Raw genomic sequence first — 19,877 nt, forward strand, 5'->3', positions numbered from 1 at the left:
AATCTTTAAGCTGTCGCGAGCGGTATCGCCTTAACTAAGGCTATAGCGCTCGCTGATTTCAAAACCCGCCTTTTTCTTTGTTTCCTGTCGATTTTTTCCCCACTGCCGTCTTTACTTAATGCTCAGTTTGCCTGTGGGCAAACCGTTATCACACCGCAACTCAACGGCTTTGCATCAAGACGCTAAGGGGAGAGCATGAAAGAGAGCGCACTGGATCGCGCGGCAGTCGCCGCCGGAATATCCCTCACCTACACCAACGCCAAAGGCGAACCGGAAGCCATCAGCGACGAAACTAAAACGGCGCTGCTGGCGGTCATGGGCGACGCCAGAAAAGAGAAGGGCGCGCCGCTGCCCCCGGTGCAGGTCTTTAGCGGCGGCACAACGCGCCAGCTTAACCCGGAAGGACGCGGCCGCTATCAGTGGCGCCTGCGCAGCGAAAAGGGCCGCGAGTTTAGCGGCGAACTGGAGGCAGGCGAGCCTTTTATGCTGCCGTCGCCGCTCGGGCACGGCTATCACCAGCTGACGCTGAGCAAAGGCAAAAAAGAGTGGCAGACACGCATCATTCTGACGCCGCGCCGCTGCTGGCTACCTGTGCCGCTGCGCAACGGTGAGAAGCGCTGGGGAGCGCTGGTGCAGCTCTATACCGTGCGATCCGCCGATAACTGGGGCATCGGCGACTTTGGCGATCTGCAGCAGCTTCTGGAGCAGGTGGCGCAGCAGGGCGGTGACTTTGTCGGGCTCAATCCGCTGCATGCGCTCTATCCCGCGACGCCCGATTTCGCCAGTCCTTACAGTCCCTCGTCGCGCCGCTGGCTGAACATTATCTATATCAGCGTGGCGCAGCTGGAAGATTTCCAGCAGAGCGCGGCGGCGCAAAAGTGGTGGAAAGCGGCGAAAACGCAGCGCGCGCTGGCAAAAGCGCGCGAGAGCGAGTTTGTCGATTACGCGACGGTGATGGCGCTAAAGCTCGCCGCATTGCGTCACGCCTGGGCGCAGTTCAGCCTGCGCGCAGAAGATGAGGCGCCGCGGCAGGCGTTCGCCACGTTTGTGCGCGACGGCGGCGACAGCCTGCGCTATCAGGCGGCGTACGACGGCCTGCAGGCGGAGCGGAGCGCCGAAGATGCAGACGCCTGGGGCTGGCCCGCCTGGCCGGAAAGCTGGCGCAACAGCCAGACGCCTGACGTGCAGCGCTGGTGCGAAACGCATGAAGAAGAGATCGCCTTCTGGCAGTGGCTGCAGTGGCTGGCGCAAACCCAGTTCGCGCAGTGCTGGGCGCGCAGCCAGGCGCTGAAGATGACGGTGGGGCTCTATCGCGATCTGGCGGTGGGCGTGGCGGAAGGTAGCGCGGAGACCTGGCACGATCCTGAGCTCTACCGGCTGGAGGCGTCGGTTGGCGCGCCGCCGGATCGCCTCGGACCGCTGGGACAGAACTGGGGCCTGCCGCCCATGGATCCGCACGTGATGCGCGCGCGCGGCTATCAGCCTTTTATCGACATGCTGCGCGCCAATATGCGCGACTGCGGCGCGCTGCGCATTGACCACGTGATGGCGCTGCTGCGGCTATGGTGGGTGCCAAAAGGGGAGACGGCCGATAAAGGCGCCTACGTCAGCTACCCGGTGCATGACCTGCTGGGCATTCTGGCGCTGGAGAGCCAGCGGCATCGCTGCATGGTTATCGGCGAAGATCTCGGCACGGTGCCGCCGGAAATCGTCGGCCTGCTGCGCGCCAGCGGCGTTTTCTCATGGAAGGTGATGTGGTTCGAGCAGCAGCGCGACGGCAGTTATCGCCTGCCCGGCGACTACCCGCGTCAGTCGATCGCCAGCGCCAGCACGCACGATCTGCCGACGCTGGCCGGCTTCTGGGACGCAGGCGACTTCGCGTTAGGCGAAAAGCTCAAGCTCTATCCCAGCAAAGCGGTGCTGAAATCGCTGCATGAGCAGCGCGCGAAACAGAAACAGGCGCTACTGGATGCGCTGCATCAGGCGGGCGCAATGCCGGCGCGCAGCGCACGTCAGGCGGACAAGCTGGCGATGACGCCCGCGCTTAATCTGGCGATGCATAAATTTCTCGCGGCAACCGGCAGCGCACTACTGGGGCTGCAGCCCGAAGACTGGACAGGCATGACCACACCGGTAAACGTGCCGGGCACCGTTGATCAATATCCTAACTGGCGACGCAAGCTGGCGCAGCCGCTGGAGGCGATCTTTACGGATAAAGCGGTGATAAAGCTATTGAAGGCGGTGAGTCAGACGCGTAAAGGGAAGTAGCGAACGGCGCGCGACAGTCGCTCACTGTCGCGCGCCGGGCGATTAATAGTAGGAGTGCTCGCCGCGCTGGTGCTCGGTGATATCGCGCACGCCTTTCAGGTCCGGGAAAGCGGCCAGCAGCTCTTTCTCGATGCCGTCCTTCAGGGTGACGTCGATCATGGAGCAGCCGTTACAGCCGCCGCCGAACTGCAGGATGGCGAAACCGTCGTCGGTAATCTCCATCAGCGACACGCGACCGCCGTGACCGGCCAGCTGCGGGTTAATCTGCGCCTGAAGCAGATACTCAACGCGCTCCGCCAGTGGCGCATCATCGGAGACTTTGCGCATTTTGGCGTTCGGCGCTTTCAGCGTCAGCTGCGAACCGAGATTGTCGGTAACGAAGTCGATTTCGGCGTCTTCGAGGTAAGGGGCGCTCAGTTCGTCAACGTAGGCTGAAAGCTTCTCGAACTTCAGCTCCGTGTCGGTCGCTTCTACCGCATCCGGCGGGCAGTAAGAGACGCCGCACTCGGCGGTTGGCGTACCCGGGTTAATGACGAATACGCGAATCTGGGTGCCATCTTCCTGTTTTGACAGCAGTTTAGCGAAGTGCTCCTGGGCAGAGTCTGTAATTCGGATCATGGCAATTGCTCAATAGTTGACTAATTTAGTTGGTTATAATACGCCCATCACCGACGCTCTACAAGGTACGGCACAGGCACCAGATTTGTACGCTGGCCGCGCCGTGCGCCAGCAAAATGCGGCCGATCTCTCCCACGGTATGGCCCGTTGTCACCACATCGTCTATGAGTGCGATATGGCGCCCGCGCACGGCCATTTCAAGGCGGAAGGCGCCACGCACGTTGCTGCGACGCTGCGAGGCGCGCAGCCGGTGCTGCAGCGCGCCGCGTCGCCTGCGGCGGATGCCGTCGCGGAATTCGCAGCCCAGCCAGTGCGCCAGCGGCTGCGCCAGCAGCGCCGCCTGGTTGTAGCCGCGTCGGCAGGCACGACTTTTATGCAGCGGCACGCAGAGCAGCAAATCGGGGCGTACCAGCCCGCGCGTGCGGCGAGCGTTCAGCCAGCTTAGCAAAAGCAGACGCGCCAGCATCACCCTGAGTGCGGTTATGCGGGAAAACTTCAGTTGATGCACCCAGCGGCGCAGCGGCGGCTGGTAGCCGCTGACGCAGACCAGCGCCTGCCAGGCGGGCGGCGAGCGCTGACAGCGGCCGCAGGCAACGCGGGGCGATCCGGCCGGCAGGCCGCAGCGCGGACAGAGCACTGGCAGCGGCGGCAGCGCGCGCAGGCAGACGCTGCATAATCCATGCACCGCGATGTGCAGCGGCAGATGGCATAGCCAACAGAGGGCGGGCATTGGTAGCATAGCCACCTCCTTAATTTTTTACGGGATAGTAACTGATGACCTCGCTCTACTGGCACACCTGCGGAGAAGGGAATGTCGATCTTGTGCTGCTGCACGGATGGGGCCTGAACGCCGAAGTGTGGCAAAGCATCGTGCCGCGACTCAGCCCTCATTTTCGCCTGCACCTGGTCGATCTGCCGGGCTATGGACGCAGTCAGGGGTTTGGCGCGCTTTCGCTGGCGGAGATGGCGCAGCGGCTGCTGCCGCATTTGCCGCCGCGCGCGCTGCTGCTGGGCTGGTCGCTGGGCGGGCTGGTGGCGACCGAGCTGGCGCTGCTGGCGCCGCAGAGGATAGCAGGCGTGATAAGCGTCGCCTCTTCGCCCTGTTTTACCGCTGGCGAGGCGTGGCCAGGCATCAAGCCAGAGACCCTGGCAACCTTTCGCGCGCAGCTTAACAGCGATTTCCAGCGCACCGTCGAGCGCTTCCTGGCGCTGCAGACGCTGGGCACCGACAGCGCGCGGCAGGACGCGCGCCGCTTGAAAGAGGTGGTGCTGGCGCAGCCGATGCCGCCCGTGGCGGTGCTGGACGGCGGGCTGGCGATCCTGCGCGAGGTCGACCTGCGCGATCGACTGCCGCAGCTTGCGGTACCCTTTCTTCGTCTCTATGGCGCGCTGGACGGTCTGGTACCGCGTCATGTCGCCTCGTTGCTCGACGCCGCGCTGCCCGCTTCGCCTTCCATAGTGATGGAAAAAGCCGCGCACGCGCCCTTTATTTCGCATCCGGACGCCTTCTGCCAGCATATTCTTGATTTCAGACAGGAGTTTTGCCGCTAAACCGGGCACAAGGCTGGCAATTTTTTTATCAGCGACAATACTTTTCGGGTAGGCATGGCCGCTTAATGATGTGAATTGTCCAGGGAGAGGATGATGCCGTTCCATCTCGCCTGACGCATCCAGCGTCTGCTTACATCTCACATAACGGAAATAAATGAGGGGTACTGTAATGAAGGTGATGAAATGGGTTGTCGCTTCAATGGTAATGGGCGCAGTGTCGTTTTCGGCGGTTGCGGCCAAGGAAGTGACCAAAGAAGAAGTGAAAAAAATGAATCTCCAGAAGATCGGTACGGTGAATACCACGGCGGAAACCACCTCGCCGATGGACGCCAAACGCGAGCTTTCTAAGCAGGCTGATGAAAAAGGAGGCAAATACTTCCTGGTGATCGCGGGCCGTGAACACGGCAAATTCAGCGCCACCGCGGAAGTTTATAAGTAATCAGCTACGCAGCCAGACAAACTGCCAGGCATCCAGCGTAAGTGGCTGGGTGCCATCAATTTTCTTATCCGTAATCACATCCTGAAAAAGGCGCGCTTCCGGCAGCGTCATCTCCACCGTTTTTGCGCTCAGATTAAACACGCACAGCAGGCCGCCATCCTCCTGCTGCGGATCGTGACGCCTCATCACCAGTAGCGCGTTGTCGCTGTCGTAGAGCCTCATCGGGTTATCGGGATGAAAAGCGGGCTGGCGCGTGCGCAGCTGGATGAGCCTGCTGAGGTGGGTATAGATGGCATGGCGCAGGCTGTCGCCGTCTGCCAGCGCCGCCTCAATCATCTTCAGGTCGAATTTCTGGCGGTTGATGGCGCGGTTGTGGCCCGCGGCTTTTACCCCTTCGTAGTCGTTGCGCGAGCCGAGGATGCTCTGAATATAGATAGCGGGCACGCCGGGGAAGGCGAGCAGGATTGCGTGCGCCAGCAGAAAGCGGCGCAGGCGCGTGTCGTCATCGTCGTTCTGATGATTGAGGGCGTCGAGATAGGTAACGTTGATCTCATAGGGGCTGGTGGTGCCGTCGGGATTGTTTTTATAGGAGACCAGCGCGCCTTCCAGCGCCAGATCGCGCACCAGCGCCACAATCTCCACCTCGGAGAGAATGCCGCGCGCCGGATTGAGCCCGATGCCGTCGTGCGATGCGAGAAAGTTAAAGAAGGTGGTGGTGCCGTTGCCATGCTCCAGCGCGCCCGCCCACTGGCGCAGCGCGCGTCCGGAACCGGAATGGATAGCGTGCAGCACCAGCGGCGGCAGGGAAAACTGATAGACCATCTGCGCTTCGTCATGCCCGTCGCCGAAATAACTGACGTTGTCTTTATGCGGCACGTTGGTTTCCGTGATGATCACCGTGCCGGGCGCGACCAGGTCGGCAATGGCGCGGAACAGCTTCACCAGCAAATGGGTTTTTTCCAGATGGATGCAGCGCGTGCCGGGCGTTTTCCACATATAGCCGACGGCGTCAAGGCGCACATAGTCCGCCCCTTTTTGCAGGTAGTCGAGCAGCACCTCTACCATGCGGATCAGCACCTCGGGGTTGCCGAAGTTAAGATCGATCTGATCGGCGCTGAAGGTGGTCCAGATAAAGCGCATTTCGCCGTTCGCCATCTCGAACGGCGTCAGCAGCGGCGAGGTGCGCGGCCGCGTTACGCCGCTGAGATCGGTGGCGGGGGGCATGCTGATAAAGAAGTCGTCCCAGCCGGGATCGCGCGCCAGATAGTGTTTGAACCAGGCGCTGTGCGCCGACATATGGTTGCAGACGAAGTCGAACATCAGGCGCGTTTCCTGATGCAGCCTGGCGACATCCGGCCAGTCGCCGCACAGCGGGTTGACCTGATGGTAATCGATGACGGAAAAGCCGTCGTCGGACGAGTAGGGGAAAAAGGGCAGCAGATGCACCAGCGGAAAGGTGGACTGCAGATGCTGCTGGTAAAAGCGGGAGAAGCTTTGCAGCGTCGGCACCTCCGCTTCGCGGAACTGATCGGCATAGGTGATCAGCACCACGTCCTGTTCATCCCAGTGCGCCTTGCGCGGCAGCTTAATCGCGTCGCGCGCGGCGGCGATATGGCTCAGCAGACGCGCACGCGCCGCCTGAGGAAAGGTATCGGCATAGATTTTATCGAGCAGCGCTGTGATCGTTTCCATCGCGAATTGGGTGCCACGTCCCGGGTTGTTTTTTATGCAGGCGTGTTTTCAGCGTAGCGTTAAGAGAGGGATTTTCAACTTTACAGAGCAGGCTACGCGCGCCCGACCCGGAATCGGTCGGGCGCGCGCAGGGTTTAGCGTTTTTTACCGAACGCCGCCGCCAGCGCATCGCCCATCGCGCTGTTGCCTGCGGGCTGGCTGTTCTGACGCGCGCGCGGCTTCGCGCCGCTGGCCGGACGTGCACCGTCGCGCGGCGCGCTGCGGGCGCTGCTGCGCGCGTTGCCCTCGCCCGGCTGCTCATCCAGACGCATGGTGAGCGCGATACGTTTGCGCGGCAGGTCGACCTCCAGCACTTTCACCTTCACGATATCGCCCGCCTTCACCACCTGATGCGGATCCTCGACAAACTTGTCCGACAGCGAGGAGATATGCACCAGACCATCCTGATGCACGCCGATATCGACAAAGGCGCCGAAGTTGGTGACGTTGGTCACTGCGCCCTCCAGCACCATGCCCGGCAGCAGATCGTTAAGGGTTTCAACCCCTTCGGCGAACTGCGCGGTTTTAAACTCAGGACGCGGGTCGCGGCCCGGTTTTTCCAGCTCTTTGATAATGTCGGTGACGGTCGGCAGGCCGAAGCGGTCGTCGGTAAAGTCGACCGCCTTAACGTTGCGCAGGCTGGAGGGGTTGCCCATCAGATCCTGTAACGCCTGCTCGGTCGCCGCCAGGATGCGCTCCACCACCGGGTAGGCCTCCGGGTGTACCGTCGAGGCGTCGAGCGGATTGTCGCCGTGGTTAATGCGCAGGAAGCCCGCGCACTGTTCAAAGGCTTTGGGGCCGAGACGGCTCACCTTGAGCAGCTGCTGGCGATTCTGGAAGCGGCCGTTTTCGTCGCGCCAGCTCACAATATTCTGCGCCATCATGCGCGTCAGACCGGCGACGCGCGTCAGCAGCGGCACCGAGGCGGTATTGAGATCGACGCCGACGGCGTTTACGCAGTCTTCCACCACCGCGTCCAGCTTCTTCGCCAGCTGGCTCTGACTGACGTCGTGCTGATACTGGCCGACGCCGATCGATTTCGGATCGATTTTCACCAGCTCCGCCAGCGGATCCTGCAGGCGTCGTGCGATAGAGACCGCGCCGCGCAGCGAGACGTCGAGGTTCGGAAACTCCAGCGCCGCCAGCTCCGAGGCGGAATAGACCGACGCGCCCGCTTCGCTGACGATCACTTTCTGTGCTGTCACGTGCGGATACTGTTTCTGCACGTCGAGGAAAAAGCGTTCGGTCTCGCGCGAGGCGGTGCCGTTGCCGATCGCCACCAGTTCGACCTGGTGTTTCGCGCAGAGCGCGGCGACCACGGTAGCGGCTTTCGCCGCCTGGCCGGTATGTGGATAGATGGTATCGGTCGCGACCAGCTTGCCGGTGGCGTCCACCACCGCAACCTTCACGCCGGTGCGCAGGCCGGGATCGAGGCCCATGGTGGCGCGCATGCCCGCCGGCGCCGCCATCAGCAGATCGTGCAGGTTGCGGGCGAATACGTTGATCGCTTCGTCTTCGGCGCGCTCGCGCACCGTGCCCATCAGCTCCGTCTCCAGGTGCAGCATCACCTTGATGCGCCAGGTCCAGCTCACCACCGCCTTGCGCCAGGCGTCGGCCGGCGCGCCGTTGAGGCGCAGGTTGAGATGCTCGGCGATCAGCGTTTCGCCGTAGCTTTCGCGCGGCGGCTCGTCGAACTGCGGATCGGCATTCAGGGAGAGCTGCAGCACGCCCTCGTTACGGCCGCGCAGCATCGCCAGCGCACGGTGCGACGGCACGCTGTGCAGCGCCTCGTGGTGATCGAAGTAGTCGCGGAATTTCGCCCCTTCCTGCTCTTTGCCTTCCACCACGCGCGACACCAGATGCGCGTTTTTCCACAGGTAGTCGCGCACCTTTGCCAGCAGCGCGGCGTCTTCGGCGAAGCGCTCCATCAGGATATAGCGCGCGCCGTCCAGCGCGGCGCGCACGTCGGCGACGCCTTTATCGGCATCGACATACTGCGCAGCCAGCTGTTCGGGATCCTGCGACGCATCCTGCCACAGGCTCTCGGCCAGCGGTTGCAGGCCGGCTTCAATGGCGATCTGGCCGCGGGTGCGGCGCTTGACTTTATAGGGCAGGTAGAGGTCTTCGAGTTCGGTTTTGCTCAGCGTGGCATTAATGGCGCTGGCGAGTTCGTCGGTGAGTTTGCCCTGATCGTCAATGGACTTCAGAATCGACTGGCGGCGATCTTCCAGTTCGCGCAGGTAGCCGAGACGCGTCTCCAGCTGGCGCAGTTGGGTGTCGTCCAGACCGCCGGTCACCTCTTTACGATAGCGTGCGATAAACGGCACGGTGTTCCCTTCGTCCAGCAGACGCACGGCGGCTTCAACTTGCTCCGCACGCGCCTGCAGCTCACTGGCAATAATGTGGCTGAGATCTTTCATCATCGATTCTGTCTTGCTTACAGGGTTAAAAATCAGGGGACAGTTATACGGACTGGAAAGTGAAATTGCCAGCGATGGGGCTGGCTTTCAGCGATATTCTGAATCAGGCGTCAGGATAGGAAATTTCATTGACGTACCAGAGCGCGGGGCCCAGCGGCGTCTCTACCGTCACGGCGTCGCCCGGCTCTTTTTTCAGCAGCGCTCGCGCCATCGGCGAGTCGATAGAGATATAGTCTTTGCGGCCGAAAATCTCGTCATAGCCGACGATGCGAAAGCGTTTGACCTCGCCCTCGTCATTTTCTACCTCTACCCAGGCGCCGAAGAAAACCTTGCCGTCCTGCTGCGGCGAATAGTCGACGATGCGCAGCGACTCAAGGCTTTTTGTCAGATAACGTACGCGGCGATCGATTTCGCGCAGGCGTTTTTTGTTGTACTGGTAGTCGGCGTTTTCGCTGCGATCGCCGAGGCTGGCGGCCCAGGTTACTTTCTTCGTCACTTCAGGACGCTCTTCGCGCCAGAGATAGTCGAGCTCGGCCTTCAGCTTGTCAAAGCCTTCACGGGTGATCAGTCGGGTTTTCATGCGTAGCGACTCGGAAGCGTAAAAGCAGGCAGTGTAAAGCAAAGCAGGCGCGGCAAAAAAGAGTCGGGGAACAGGTTTTCAACGGTGAAAACCCTTTGTGTCGTTCCCCGGTGGCGAAAGGGGCAGGTACAGAAAGAGAAAATGGCCTAAATCGTTATTTTCCCGCCACGGTTGAGGTGGTGGTGGAAGAGGAGGTGCCTTTGTCGCCGCCGCCAGCGGTCGCCAGCGCTACGCCCAGCAGCGCAGCCACGGCGCCGACGCCGATAGCGTTAGAGTTGCCCTGCGCGGTGGTCGACGCCTGCGCGCCAGCAGCTTCGCCAGTTGCGGTCGCCGCAAACGCCGGATTCAGAACGAGGGTGGCCAGCGCACCCAGCACTAACAACGTTTTTTTCATTATTGCTTTCCCTGTAGTGAAGCGAGTGAAAGCAGTGTGGTGCAATTCACATAAAGCGGAAAGGTAGCTTTACTGATTGATTTATGAGGCTTTATTTTTAAATGGCCTGAATGAAGAAAAAAATAGCGCAAATCCGAGAGAAGCCTGCGGCGCGGCGCGCAAAAGAGGATATTTTATGCTGTCGCTCAGCTGGGCTGGCTGCAATTGTGGCCGCTATGTCAGGCGGCGAATGGCGCTAAAGTCAAATTGCGCGTTAACTGGTTGATCTGCAAGTTTGATTCATCCTGGCCGTCATTTTGCGGCCGCCAGTGACAAGAAAAAACGTCTGACTTTCAGATTTGCCGTAACGGTATCAAACACCGCTTAAGAATGTGCTTTTGCCCAGAAGGCAGCGATAAAATTAAAGATAAGCTCCTGTTTAATATGCTTTGTAACAATTTCGGCTAGAATATAAACCATTAATGACTGTCACAGACAGACAACTTTTTTTAACAATATCGGCTCAGGCAATGGCGCCTTTGGGAGTAGAAAATGCAAGAGAACTACAAAATTCTGGTCGTTGATGACGATATGCGTTTGCGTGCGCTGCTGGAACGCTATCTCACCGAGCAGGGCTTTCAGGTGCGCAGCGTCGCCAACGCCGAGCAGATGGATCGTCTGCTGACCCGTGAATCCTTTCACCTGATGGTGCTGGATCTGATGCTGCCGGGCGAAGACGGCCTGTCGATTTGCCGTCGTCTGCGCAGCCAGAGCAATCCGATGCCGATCATTATGGTGACGGCGAAAGGCGAAGAGGTCGATCGTATCGTTGGGCTGGAGATCGGCGCCGACGACTATATTCCTAAGCCGTTCAACCCACGCGAGCTTTTGGCGCGCATTCGCGCCGTGCTGCGTCGTCAGGCCAACGAGCTGCCGGGCGCCCCTTCGCAGGAAGAGGCGGTAATCGCCTTCGGCAAGTTCAAGCTGAACCTCGGCACGCGCGAGATGTTCCGCGAAGATGAGCCGATGCCGCTCACCAGCGGCGAGTTCGCCGTGCTGAAGGCGCTGGTCAGCCACCCGCGCGAACCGCTGTCGCGCGACAAGCTGATGAACCTCGCGCGCGGACGCGAATACAGCGCAATGGAGCGCTCTATCGACGTGCAGATCTCGCGCCTGCGCCGCATGGTGGAAGAGGACCCGGCGCATCCGCGCTATATCCAGACGGTCTGGGGCCTGGGCTACGTATTTGTGCCGGACGGTTCTAAAGCATGAGGCGACTGCGCTTCTCGCCTCGCAGTTCGTTTGCCCGCACCCTGCTGTTGATCGTGACCCTGCTGTTCGTCAGTCTGGTAACGACCTATCTGGTGGTGCTCAACTTCGCCATTCTTCCCAGCCTGCAGCAGTTCAACAAGGTGCTGGCGTATGAAGTGCGCATGTTGATGACCGACCGGCTGCAGCTGGAAGATGGCACGCAGCTGGAAGTGCCGCCCGCGTTTCGCCGTGAGATCTACCGCGAGCTGGGGATTTCGCTTTATACCAACGCGGCAGCCGAAGAGAGCGGGTTGCGCTGGGCGCAGCACTATGAGTTCCTGAGCGAGCAGATGGGCCAGCAGCTTGGCGGGCCGACCGACGTGCGCGTCGAGGTGAATAAAAACTCGCCGGTGGTCTGGCTGAAAACCTGGCTGTCGCCTGATATCTGGGTGCGCGTGCCGCTGACGGAAATTCATCAGGGCGACTTCTCGCCGCTGTTCCGCTACACGCTGGCGATTATGCTGCTGGCGATTGGCGGCGCCTGGCTGTTTATCCGCATTCAGAACCGGCCGCTGGTGGATCTGGAGCACGCGGCGCTGCAGGTCGGCAAGGGCATCATTCCACCGCCGCTGCGCGAGTATGGCGCCTCGGAGGTGCGTTCGGTGACGCGCGCCTTTAACCAGATGGCCGCTGGCGTGAAGCAGCTGGCGGACGACCGCACGCTGCTCATGGCGGGCGTTAGCCACGATCTGCGCACGCCGCTGACGCGCATTCGTCTGGCCACCGAGATGATGGGCGAAGAGGATGGCTACCTTGCCGAGTCGATTAATAAAGATATCGAAGAGTGCAACGCCATCATTGAGCAGTTCATCGACTATCTGCGCACCGGCCAGGAGATGCAGACCGAGCGCGCCGATCTCAACAGCGTGCTGGGCGAAGTGGTGGCGGCCGAAAGCGGCTACGAGCGCGAGATTGAGAACGCCGTCATGCCGGAAGAGCTGATGCTGGATATCAATCCGCTGTCGATCAAGCGTGCGGTGGCGAATTTGGTGGTGAACGCGGCGCGCTACGGCAACGGCTGGATCAAAGTGAGCAGCGGGCGCGAACTGCATCGCGCGTGGTTTCAGGTCGAGGATGACGGTCCGGGCATCAAGCCAGAACAGCTGACGCATCTGCTACAGCCCTTTGTCCGCGGCGACAGCGCGCGCAGCACCAGCGGCACCGGCCTTGGGCTGGCGATTGTGCAGCGCATTATCGATGCGCATCAGGGATCGCTGGAGATTGGCGAGAGCGAGCGCGGTGGACTGCGCATTCGCGCCTGGCTGCCGCTTATAGAGCAGAGTGCGCCGAGCAGTAACGGCGCGGCGCAGAGCTGAACAGCAAGCGGGCGCGGCAATCGCCGCGCCCGAAGGCTTACAGTACCGGACCAGCTTTAACCAGCGCGGCGCCCGCCGCATTGTCGGTATACTTCTCGAAATTGGTGATGAAGCGCTGCGCCAGATCGCGCGCCGCTCCCAGCCACTTCTCGTCGCTTTCCCAGCTGCTGCGCGGATCGAGCGTGGCGGCGTCGAGCTGCCCCAGCGCCTTCGGCACCTGCAGGTTAAACACCGGCAGCGTCTCGGTTTCAGCGTCGTCCAGTTCACCCGCCAGAATCGCATTGATAATGGCGCGCGTATCCTTCAGCGAAATACGTTTGCCGCTGCCGTTCCAGCCGGTATTGACCAGATACGCCTGCGCGCCCGCGGCCTGCATGCGCTTCACCAGCACCTCGGCATACTGCGTCGGGTGCAGCGTCAGGAACGCGGCGCCGAAGCAGGCAGAGAAGGTCGGGGTCGGCGCGGTCACGCCGCGTTCGGTGCCCGCCAGCTTGGCGGTAAAGCCTGAGAGGAAGTGATACTGCGTCTGCTCAGGCGTCAGGCGCGACACCGGCGGCAGCACGCCGAAGGCGTCAGCGGTCAGGAAAATCACTTTCTTCGCGTGGCCCGCTTTCGACACCGGACGGACGATATTGTCGATATGATCGATCGGGTAGGAGACGCGGGTGTTCTCGGTCTTGCTGTCGTCGTCATAATCGACGCTGCCGTCTTCACGCACCACGACGTTCTCCAGCAGCGCATTGCGACGGATAGCGCGGTAGATTTCCGGCTCGGCCTGCTTAGAGAGTTTGATGGTTTTGGCGTAGCAGCCACCTTCGAAGTTGAAAACGCCGTCGTCGTCCCAGCCGTGCTCGTCGTCGCCAATCAGCTGGCGTTCCGGATCGGTGGAAAGCGTGGTTTTGCCGGTGCCGGAGAGACCGAAGAACACCGCCACGTCGCCCGCTTTGCCAACGTTGGCCGAGCAGTGCATCGAGGCGATGCCGCGCAGCGGCAGCAGGTAGTTCATCACGGCGAACAGCCCTTTCTTCATCTCGCCGCCGTACCAGGTGCCGCCGATCAGCTGCATCCCTTCGGTCAGGTTGAACGCCACAAAGTTTTCCGAATGCAGCCCCTGCGCCTGCCAGTTGGGGTTAGTGCATTTCGCCCCGTTCAGCACCACAAAGTCAGGCTTAAAGGCGGCCAGCTCGCTTTCGCTCGGCTGAATAAACATGTTTTTGACGAAATGCGCCTGCCAGGCCACTTCGGTGACGAAGCGCACGCTGAGGCGTGAATCGGCGTTAGCGCCGCAGAACGCGTCGACCACAAACAGGCGCTTGCCGGAAAGCTGCTCGGTTACGCAGGCTTTTAGCTGCTGCCAGGTCTCCTGGGAGAGCGGCTGGTTGTCGTTTTTGCCTGTTCCTTGATCGTTCCACCACAGCGTGTCGCGGGTGGTGTCGTCGCGGACGATATATTTATCCTTGGGCGAGCGACCGGTAAAAATGCCGGTATCGACCGCCACCGCGCCGCTTTGCGTCAGGGTGCCGCGCGCATAACCTTCCAGCTCGGGACGGAGTTCTTCGGTAAACAGCGTATCGAAATCGGGGTTGTGGACCACTTCGGTGGTGCCCTCGATGCCCAAAGCGGCAAGATCTTGCGAGGTCAGGCCGGTAACGCGCATGTGACTGCTCCTTAAATCGTTTTGGTACTGCACAGGCGAATAGTTATAGGTGCCGCGCAAGCCGTCTGCGTGCTGCTGGGCGGATGCACGATCGCGCGCAGTGTACTCTTCTGAGCCGATGGAAAAAGCGTTGTCCGTCAGAAATGCGAACCAGAGCGCGTTAAGCAGTAAAAAGTGCCGCTTTTGAAACTAAAGTTAGCGAAAAAGAGTTATTTTACTTTGTAAATTAAGGGGATATCGCGGGGAGGGAAAAGGGCGGCGAGGCCGCCCGGAGATAAATCAGTGGATGCTGTCGCTGTTTTCGCCTTCCGCGCCGCCTTTGCGGATCGCCGCAATATCGACCGCGTCGTAGACGTAGTGCGTGCCGCAGTAGTCGCAGTGCATATCGACCTGGCCATCCTCTTCGATGATCTCGTCGACCTCGTGCTGAGGCAGGGTTTTCAGCACTTCGCCGCAGCGTTCGCGCGAGCAGGTGCACTTAAAGCTTACCGGCTGCGGGTCAAATACCGTCGCCTCTTCCTGATGATAGAGGCGCCACAGGACGTCGGTCGCCGGCAGGTCGATCAGCTCCTCGCTCTTCACGGTTTCGGTCAGCGTTGCCAGGTGGTTGAAGTCTTCGGTCTGGGTATCCTGCGCCGGCAGCACCTGCAGCAGAATGCCCGCGGCGCCTTTTTCATTGGTGCGAATAAACAGACGGGTCGGCAGCTGCTCGGAGCGCATAAAATAGTCTTCCAGGCAGGCGGCCAGCGTTTCGCCTTCCAGGCCTACCACGCCCTGATAGCGCTCGCCTTTCTCTGGCGAAATGGTGATCGCCAGATAGCCGGTGCCGACCATGCTTTTCAGGGTGGCGTCCGCTGGAATCTCGCCCTTCACGCGCGCGACGCCGCGCAGCTCCTGACGGTTATTGCCGTTGATGACCGCCAGCGAGAGCGGGCCGTCGCCCTGCAGCTGCACCGTGATGTCGCCGTCGAATTTCAGCGTGGCGGTCAGCAGGCTGGTCGCGACCAGCAGCTCGCCGAGCAGCGTCTGCACCGGGGCCGGATAGTCATGGTTTTTGATGATTTCCTGCCAGGTGTGGCTGACATTCACCAACTCGCCGCGCACGGCCACATTCTCAAACAGGTAACGATGCAGTTGATCTTGTACAGACATAAATTTTCTCTCGTTGGGGCTAGGCCTGGTCGTCGCCCGTTAATTTAAATTTCATCAAATCGCGGCGCTCTTTTTTATCGGGGCGGCGATCGGGATGCGGCATGGTGAGCGCGTTCATTTTACGCGCCAGCGCCACCTTTTCCCGTTTTTCAATACTGGCGGCGGTTTCGCTGTAGAGCTGCTGCGCCACCTCGGCCGGACCGCGCTTATCGCTGAGCGCGGTGACGATCACGGTGCGCTCGTCGTTGCCCTGGCGCAGCGTCAGCTCCGCCTCGATCTCGACCAGCTTGCTCGGCTTGCTGCGCTGGCCGTTGTAGTGCACTTTGCCGCCTTCAATCATGTCGCGCGCCAGCGAGCGCGTTTTGTAGAAGCGCGCCGCCCAGAGCCATTTGTCGAGGCGCACGCCTTCGCTGCTTTTCTCTTTCATTGCTGCTCCCGTTTACGCCAGCGCGCTGCACAGGGTGCGATAGTCGCGGACCGCCGCGTGACGCTGGAAGACCTGATCGGGACGCCCGGAGTCGGGGTTGCTGACGCCTAAACACCAGCCGATGCCCCAGCTTTTCGCCGCGTCGAGAATGGTCTCGTTGTCATCAATAAACAGCGTTCGCGGACGATCAAATCCGGTATGCTGCTCCACCGCCTGCCACAAGCGCGGGTCCTCTTTCGGATACCCAAAGGTATGGGTGGAAAGTAATAAATCAAGGTGCGGCGCAAGGCCGGTCTGCGCCAGTTTGATATCCAGGTTATAGGGATGGGCGTTGGTCAGCAGAATGGTGCGTTTTCCCGCCCGACGCAGCGCCTGCAAAAAGGGCACCGTATCTTCGCGCATCGCCGCCAGGCTACGCTTCGCATAGGTCATGGCGCGAATATCCAGCGCCAGCTCCGCCGCCCAGTAGTCCAGACAATACCAGTTTAGCGTATGCGCCACCGCCTGGTACTTTCCGGCGATCAGCGCCTCTGCCTCCGCCAGTGTAATGCCGCGCGTTTCGCTCAGCGTTAGCGGCACATGCTCCAGCCAAAAATGGCGGTCGAACGCCAGGTCCAGCAGCGTGCCGTCCATATCCAGCAGCACGGTATCGATTTGCGCCCAGTTCAGCGTCATCAGGCAGGTTCTCCGATAAAAAGCGGGCGACAGGGTAGCACAGAAAGAGGCGGGAGAGGGCAGGGCGCTGGCGGAACGGGCCGGGCGGCGTCGCGGCGTCAGAACATCGAGCGCACGCTCTGCATGGTGCTGAGATTATGGTTGAAGCACTTGTCGTAGTACTGCTGGATATTCGCCATGCGCTGACGGTTGCGATGGATACGGCGCAGTGCAAGCAGGGCGTTTACCAGCGAGCAGGTCAGCAGCACCGCCAGTAGCAGGGTGGTGCCGAGGTAGCGCCACATCGCCATCGCATCCGGCTCGTTGTGCAGCGCGATATGGTGCGTACCGTTGGCGTCTACCGACAGGCCGGTGATAATGCCGCTGGCGCTGAATGGCGTGTGCAGCAGCATGCCGGAGAGGCGCTGTAGTTCGCGCCATTGCGATGGCGCATCAAGATCGAACAGCGAGACCGTCGGCTGCGGCTGATTCACCAGCTGGCGCCCTTCGTCGCTAACGATAAGGAATCCGCCCGGCGGCGGGCTGTTGAGGTTTTCGGCGGCGCGGCGCGTCTCGCGGTAGAAGAAGCTGGAGGTCGCGGTATTGACCAGGTTTTCCAGCGCTTCGGCGCTGACCGGCCGCAGCAGCACGTTCATGCCGTTCAGCTGCCCGGAGTCGGCGCGGCGCACCAGCGTATCCCAGTCTTTAGCGTTGCCGAGATTCACCAGCGCGTTTTTGAGCCGCACGCAGTCCTGCTGCTGGCTACAGAGATCCTGCGTTTTCAGCACCAGGTCGGCAAAATCGTCCAGCAGGATCATGCCCGATTTTTGAATCGCCGAGGCGAGCTGCGGGTTGAGCTTGGGATCGGTATTGGTTTCCGGATGCAGCTGGCGCGTGGTCGCCTCCAGCAGCGCCGAGGCTTTATCGATGATATCGGACTGCGGCTGGGGCAGCGGCGAGGCGTTGTTCCAGTAGACGGCCGAACAGTCGAACGGCATATAGGCGTAGCTGCGGTTGCTCTGGTAGTTATCGGGAACGGCGCACATGCCGGTGCCGTTCACTTTCAAAATATCGCCGACGTGCAGCGGCTGCGCCGCCAGCTTATCTACCTCGTTCACCTCAAGGCTCTCGGTGCCCTTGATCCAGGCCAGGCTCAGCTTGATTGGCATGCTGAGCGGGATCCAGCTAATCAGCAGCGCCATCACCAACAGCGAGCCGCAGGACAGCACAACGTTTTTGCGCCAGCGCTGGATAGGAAAGTTACGTACTTCGTCCTGCAGCGATAAAAAGCGGCCCTGACGCACCACCTGGCGGTTGAGGTAGATTTCGACATCGGTGGTCTGGCCGAGATCGTGCGCCACATAGGGTAGCCAGTGCGGCGGATAGGCGAGATCGATAATGCCCAGCGTGATATTGCTCTGCTCCTGGTTCGACTCGCCGAACAGGCCCCAGCGCTTGGGCGCGCCGCGCAGGCAGTGTATGTCACGCATGCGCTTTTGCGCGGGAATGTGAAACAGTGACCAGACGCTGGCACCGATCATGGCGCAGCCCAGCAGCGCCAGCCATCCCATCAGCGCGGCGGGTACCAGCAGGCAGATAAAAAAGAGCAGAAAGGCGAAGGTGATGGTCACCGCCTCGCGCGTGCCGTCCGGCCGCGTCAGCTGATACTCTTCCAGCGTCTCCTTGCGCACCTGCAGCAGCTCGACGTTTTCGCTCTCTTCTTTGCGTATCGAGGCGTTGGTCGAGCCGGGATGGACCAGCGCCGGCAGCGACGGCTGGTCGGTGCCATAGTTGACCAGCGAGTGGCCGTTAAGCGAGATCACCAGCGGAATCGTCTGGGTACGGATCAGCTCAACGTAATTCTCATCGGTTATATACTGTTCCCAGTGCGGCGGCAGATGCACTTCTACTTCGTCAAGGTAGTAGCGCCACTTGTGGGCATCGTCGGTCGACAGGCCATAGCGGGTAATGGCGCGCGTGACGGGATAGACGTTGTTGCTCTGCGCGGTGAGCGTCAGATTGTCGAAAATGGGATGTTTTTCACCGGGTACGGCAGGACGCGACTGCTTCGCAAGCGAGGCGACGTATTTTTCCACCGCGCGACGTTCGTCGTCGGTGAGTTTGCGGCAGGGCGGGCTAATAAAGGGCAGCGGTTTCGCCAATGGCGGACGATGCCGCATAGCGTACCAAAAGCCGATACCTGCCAGACCTGAGCAGACCAGCACGATGACCAGTACAATAAGGATTGTGCTCATGCGTTGTTCAATGCAGCCAAAATCCTGCCTTCACTTTGGACTAATGCTCCCAGATAGAACTGTTATTTAAGACAATTTTGGCGGGAATAAACTGTTCTGACAAGCTAAATGCCAGAGGAAATAACGCGCAAAATCATTAAATTAGAAGTTAATGCAGCATTCCTTGTCCGAATGTTAACCGGCAGAATCTGAATTAAACATCGGTCTTTTCTGAATTTTACCGCGTGGCGTTGACTTATTGCAAAAGCGTTAACTAGCGCAGCCGCATCTGAGAAGGCCTGACTGGGCGCGGCGTCCGCGGCCAGCGCTAAACTCGCTGTCGCACAAACGGCTGTGGTCAGGTAAGCTAAATTTTTTACCGCACCGCGCGGCGTTGAACGTCTGAGGCTGATATGAAGAACCCGTTAAAGAAACCCGACATCCTCAAAGTGGAAACCGTGGCGCGCTCGCGGCTGTTTACCGTTGAATCCGTCGATCTCGCTTTTAGCAACGGCGCGCACCGCGTTTACGAGCGCATGAAGCCCTCTGAGCGCGAAGCGGTGATGATTGTTCCGATTATCGATAATGAGGTTGTGCTGATTCAGGAGTACGCGGTTGGGCTGGAGAGCTATGAGCTGGGCTTTCCTAAAGGATTGATCGATCCCGGCGAGACCGTTTTCGAGGCGGCAAACCGTGAACTAAAAGAAGAGGTCGGCTTCGGCGCGGAGAAGCTGGAGTTTCTCAGCAAGCTGACCATGGCGCCTTCCTACTTCTCCAGCAAGATGAATATCGTGGTGGCGGAAGGGCTTTATCCTGAACGGCTGGAGGGCGACGAGCCGGAGCCGCTTATCGAGCATCGCTGGCCGCTGGAGAACCTGCTGGCGCTGCTGCAGGAGCCCGATTTCCGCGAGGCGCGCAACGTCAGCGCGCTCTTCCTGGTGCGCGAGTGGCTGGTGCAGCAGGGGCGACTGCGTTACTAACGGGTACGACATTGCCTGAAACTGGCAGGGCTTTGACTTTTACAGACAGCTCTAAAGCTCGCAAGCGGGTGAGATGGACCGAAGAGCAAAGCGTCCCGCGACAGGGATGTCGCGGGACGAGCTGGCAGGGATGCCGCTTTTTGCGTCTTTGCGATCGGGCCATCTC

General features: G+C 60.5%; 17 protein-coding genes. 6 read left to right on the forward strand and 11 right to left on the reverse strand.

Translation table 11 applies throughout. The annotated features are described in order from the left end of the window. Positions 1 to 195 precede the first annotated feature (195 nt). Positions 196 to 2,268 carry a 4-alpha-glucanotransferase gene (gene malQ, locus ACR6A7_RS10595; RefSeq protein ID WP_434124825.1) on the forward strand — a complete coding sequence of 691 codons (2,073 nt, stop codon included), beginning with the start codon at positions 196 to 198 and terminating at the stop codon, positions 2,266 to 2,268. Between the two features lie 42 nt (positions 2,269 to 2,310). Here malQ and nfuA read toward each other — a convergent pair whose 3' ends face one another. After that, positions 2,311 to 2,886, reverse strand: a complete 576-nt coding sequence (gene nfuA / locus ACR6A7_RS10600; protein WP_434124826.1) for a Fe-S biogenesis protein NfuA — start codon at positions 2,884 to 2,886, stop codon at positions 2,311 to 2,313. A 58-nt stretch (positions 2,887 to 2,944) separates the two neighbouring features. After that, positions 2,945 to 3,625, reverse strand: coding sequence for a DNA utilization protein GntX (gene gntX, locus ACR6A7_RS10605; RefSeq protein WP_434124827.1), 681 nt, complete (start codon positions 3,623 to 3,625; stop codon positions 2,945 to 2,947). Between the two features lie 35 nt (positions 3,626 to 3,660). Here gntX and bioH point away from each other — a divergent pair, with 35 nt between their 5' ends. Together bioH and ACR6A7_RS10615 are read left to right on the forward strand one after the other, a co-directional pair. Beyond that, on the forward strand, positions 3,661 to 4,437 hold the full coding sequence (gene bioH / locus ACR6A7_RS10610) for a pimeloyl-ACP methyl ester esterase BioH (protein WP_434124828.1): 777 nt from the start codon (positions 3,661 to 3,663) through the stop codon (positions 4,435 to 4,437). 169 nt (positions 4,438 to 4,606) lie between these two features. Continuing rightward, on the forward strand, positions 4,607 to 4,876 hold the full coding sequence (locus ACR6A7_RS10615; RefSeq protein ID WP_033753138.1) for a YdgH/BhsA/McbA-like domain containing protein: 270 nt from the start codon (positions 4,607 to 4,609) through the stop codon (positions 4,874 to 4,876). On the opposite strand, the gene ACR6A7_RS10620 is transcribed toward ACR6A7_RS10615, so the two are convergent. The 4 genes from ACR6A7_RS10620 to yjbE form a co-directional block, all read right to left on the reverse strand. After that, entirely contained in the window at positions 4,877 to 6,568 is a 1,692-nt protein-coding gene (locus ACR6A7_RS10620) for an alpha-amylase family glycosyl hydrolase (RefSeq protein WP_434124829.1), read from the reverse strand. 134 nt (positions 6,569 to 6,702) lie between these two features. Then, a complete protein-coding gene (locus tag ACR6A7_RS10625; RefSeq protein ID WP_434124830.1) occupies positions 6,703 to 9,030 on the reverse strand; it encodes a Tex family protein in 2,328 nt (775 codons plus the stop codon). Between the two features lie 100 nt (positions 9,031 to 9,130). Then, positions 9,131 to 9,607, reverse strand: coding sequence for a transcription elongation factor GreB (gene greB, locus ACR6A7_RS10630; RefSeq protein WP_048781651.1), 477 nt, complete (start codon positions 9,605 to 9,607; stop codon positions 9,131 to 9,133). A 154-nt stretch (positions 9,608 to 9,761) separates the two neighbouring features. Further along, entirely contained in the window at positions 9,762 to 10,001 is a 240-nt protein-coding gene (gene yjbE / locus ACR6A7_RS10635; RefSeq protein ID WP_434124831.1) for an exopolysaccharide production protein YjbE, read from the reverse strand. Positions 10,002 to 10,532: 531 nt separating this feature from the next. On the opposite strand from yjbE, the gene ompR reads away from it, so the two are divergent. Both ompR and envZ read left to right on the forward strand, forming a co-directional pair. Then, on the forward strand, positions 10,533 to 11,252 hold the full coding sequence (ompR, locus tag ACR6A7_RS10640; RefSeq protein WP_001157751.1) for an osmolarity response regulator transcription factor OmpR: 720 nt from the start codon (positions 10,533 to 10,535) through the stop codon (positions 11,250 to 11,252). Continuing rightward, positions 11,249 to 12,607 (forward strand): two-component system sensor histidine kinase EnvZ, encoded by a 1,359-nt coding sequence (envZ, locus tag ACR6A7_RS10645; RefSeq protein WP_434124832.1) that lies wholly within the window; start codon positions 11,249 to 11,251, stop codon positions 12,605 to 12,607. The genes ompR and envZ overlap by 4 nt, the downstream gene beginning before the upstream one ends. A gap of 37 nt (positions 12,608 to 12,644) precedes the next feature. Here the strand turns inward: envZ and pckA are convergent, their stop codons facing one another. The 5 genes from pckA to ACR6A7_RS10670 form a co-directional block, all read right to left on the reverse strand. Next, positions 12,645 to 14,264: a phosphoenolpyruvate carboxykinase (ATP) gene (gene pckA, locus ACR6A7_RS10650; RefSeq protein ID WP_434124833.1), complete on the reverse strand. Its 1,620-nt coding sequence runs from the start codon at positions 14,262 to 14,264 to the stop codon at positions 12,645 to 12,647. 279 nt (positions 14,265 to 14,543) lie between these two features. Continuing rightward, positions 14,544 to 15,416 carry an Hsp33 family molecular chaperone HslO gene (gene hslO, locus ACR6A7_RS10655; RefSeq protein ID WP_033753113.1) on the reverse strand — a complete coding sequence of 291 codons (873 nt, stop codon included), beginning with the start codon at positions 15,414 to 15,416 and terminating at the stop codon, positions 14,544 to 14,546. A 19-nt stretch (positions 15,417 to 15,435) separates the two neighbouring features. Continuing rightward, the gene (gene hslR, locus ACR6A7_RS10660) at positions 15,436 to 15,843 is read right to left on the reverse strand and encodes a ribosome-associated heat shock protein Hsp15 (RefSeq protein ID WP_434124834.1); all 408 of its coding nucleotides are present in this window, start codon (positions 15,841 to 15,843) and stop codon (positions 15,436 to 15,438) included. Positions 15,844 to 15,855: 12 nt separating this feature from the next. Then, positions 15,856 to 16,518 (reverse strand): GMP/IMP nucleotidase, encoded by a 663-nt coding sequence (gene yrfG, locus ACR6A7_RS10665; RefSeq protein WP_033792598.1) that lies wholly within the window; start codon positions 16,516 to 16,518, stop codon positions 15,856 to 15,858. A gap of 98 nt (positions 16,519 to 16,616) precedes the next feature. After that, complete coding sequence (locus ACR6A7_RS10670; protein WP_434124835.1) at positions 16,617 to 18,752, reverse strand: intracellular growth attenuator family protein; 2,136 nt, start codon at positions 18,750 to 18,752, stop codon at positions 16,617 to 16,619. Between the two features lie 392 nt (positions 18,753 to 19,144). On the opposite strand from ACR6A7_RS10670, the gene nudE reads away from it, so the two are divergent. Next, a complete protein-coding gene (gene nudE, locus ACR6A7_RS10675) occupies positions 19,145 to 19,711 on the forward strand; it encodes an ADP compounds hydrolase NudE (RefSeq protein ID WP_434124836.1) in 567 nt (188 codons plus the stop codon). Positions 19,712 to 19,877: the final 166 nt, after the last annotated feature.

Source organism: Pantoea phyllosphaerae (assembly GCF_051025595.1).
Classification (GTDB): Bacteria; Pseudomonadota; Gammaproteobacteria; order Enterobacterales; family Enterobacteriaceae; genus Pantoea.

Excerpts from the sequence above, each read along its gene's own strand:
- malQ (WP_434124825.1), top strand. The coding sequence starts at position 196 with ATGAAAGAGAGCGCACTGGATCGCGCGGCAGTCGCCGCCGGAATATCC.
- nfuA (WP_434124826.1), bottom strand. The coding sequence starts at position 2,886 with ATGATCCGAATTACAGACTCTGCCCAGGAGCACTTCGCTAAACTGCTG.
- gntX (WP_434124827.1), bottom strand. The coding sequence starts at position 3,625 with ATGCTACCAATGCCCGCCCTCTGTTGGCTATGCCATCTGCCGCTGCAC.
- bioH (WP_434124828.1), top strand. The coding sequence starts at position 3,661 with ATGACCTCGCTCTACTGGCACACCTGCGGAGAAGGGAATGTCGATCTT.
- ACR6A7_RS10615 (WP_033753138.1), top strand. The coding sequence starts at position 4,607 with ATGAAGGTGATGAAATGGGTTGTCGCTTCAATGGTAATGGGCGCAGTG.
- ACR6A7_RS10620 (WP_434124829.1), bottom strand. The coding sequence starts at position 6,568 with ATGGAAACGATCACAGCGCTGCTCGATAAAATCTATGCCGATACCTTT.
- ACR6A7_RS10625 (WP_434124830.1), bottom strand. The coding sequence starts at position 9,030 with ATGATGAAAGATCTCAGCCACATTATTGCCAGTGAGCTGCAGGCGCGT.
- greB (WP_048781651.1), bottom strand. The coding sequence starts at position 9,607 with ATGAAAACCCGACTGATCACCCGTGAAGGCTTTGACAAGCTGAAGGCC.
- yjbE (WP_434124831.1), bottom strand. The coding sequence starts at position 10,001 with ATGAAAAAAACGTTGTTAGTGCTGGGTGCGCTGGCCACCCTCGTTCTG.
- ompR (WP_001157751.1), top strand. The coding sequence starts at position 10,533 with ATGCAAGAGAACTACAAAATTCTGGTCGTTGATGACGATATGCGTTTG.
- envZ (WP_434124832.1), top strand. The coding sequence starts at position 11,249 with ATGAGGCGACTGCGCTTCTCGCCTCGCAGTTCGTTTGCCCGCACCCTG.
- pckA (WP_434124833.1), bottom strand. The coding sequence starts at position 14,264 with ATGCGCGTTACCGGCCTGACCTCGCAAGATCTTGCCGCTTTGGGCATC.
- hslO (WP_033753113.1), bottom strand. The coding sequence starts at position 15,416 with ATGTCTGTACAAGATCAACTGCATCGTTACCTGTTTGAGAATGTGGCC.
- hslR (WP_434124834.1), bottom strand. The coding sequence starts at position 15,843 with ATGAAAGAGAAAAGCAGCGAAGGCGTGCGCCTCGACAAATGGCTCTGG.
- yrfG (WP_033792598.1), bottom strand. The coding sequence starts at position 16,518 with ATGACGCTGAACTGGGCGCAAATCGATACCGTGCTGCTGGATATGGAC.
- ACR6A7_RS10670 (WP_434124835.1), bottom strand. The coding sequence starts at position 18,752 with ATGAGCACAATCCTTATTGTACTGGTCATCGTGCTGGTCTGCTCAGGT.
- nudE (WP_434124836.1), top strand. The coding sequence starts at position 19,145 with ATGAAGAACCCGTTAAAGAAACCCGACATCCTCAAAGTGGAAACCGTG.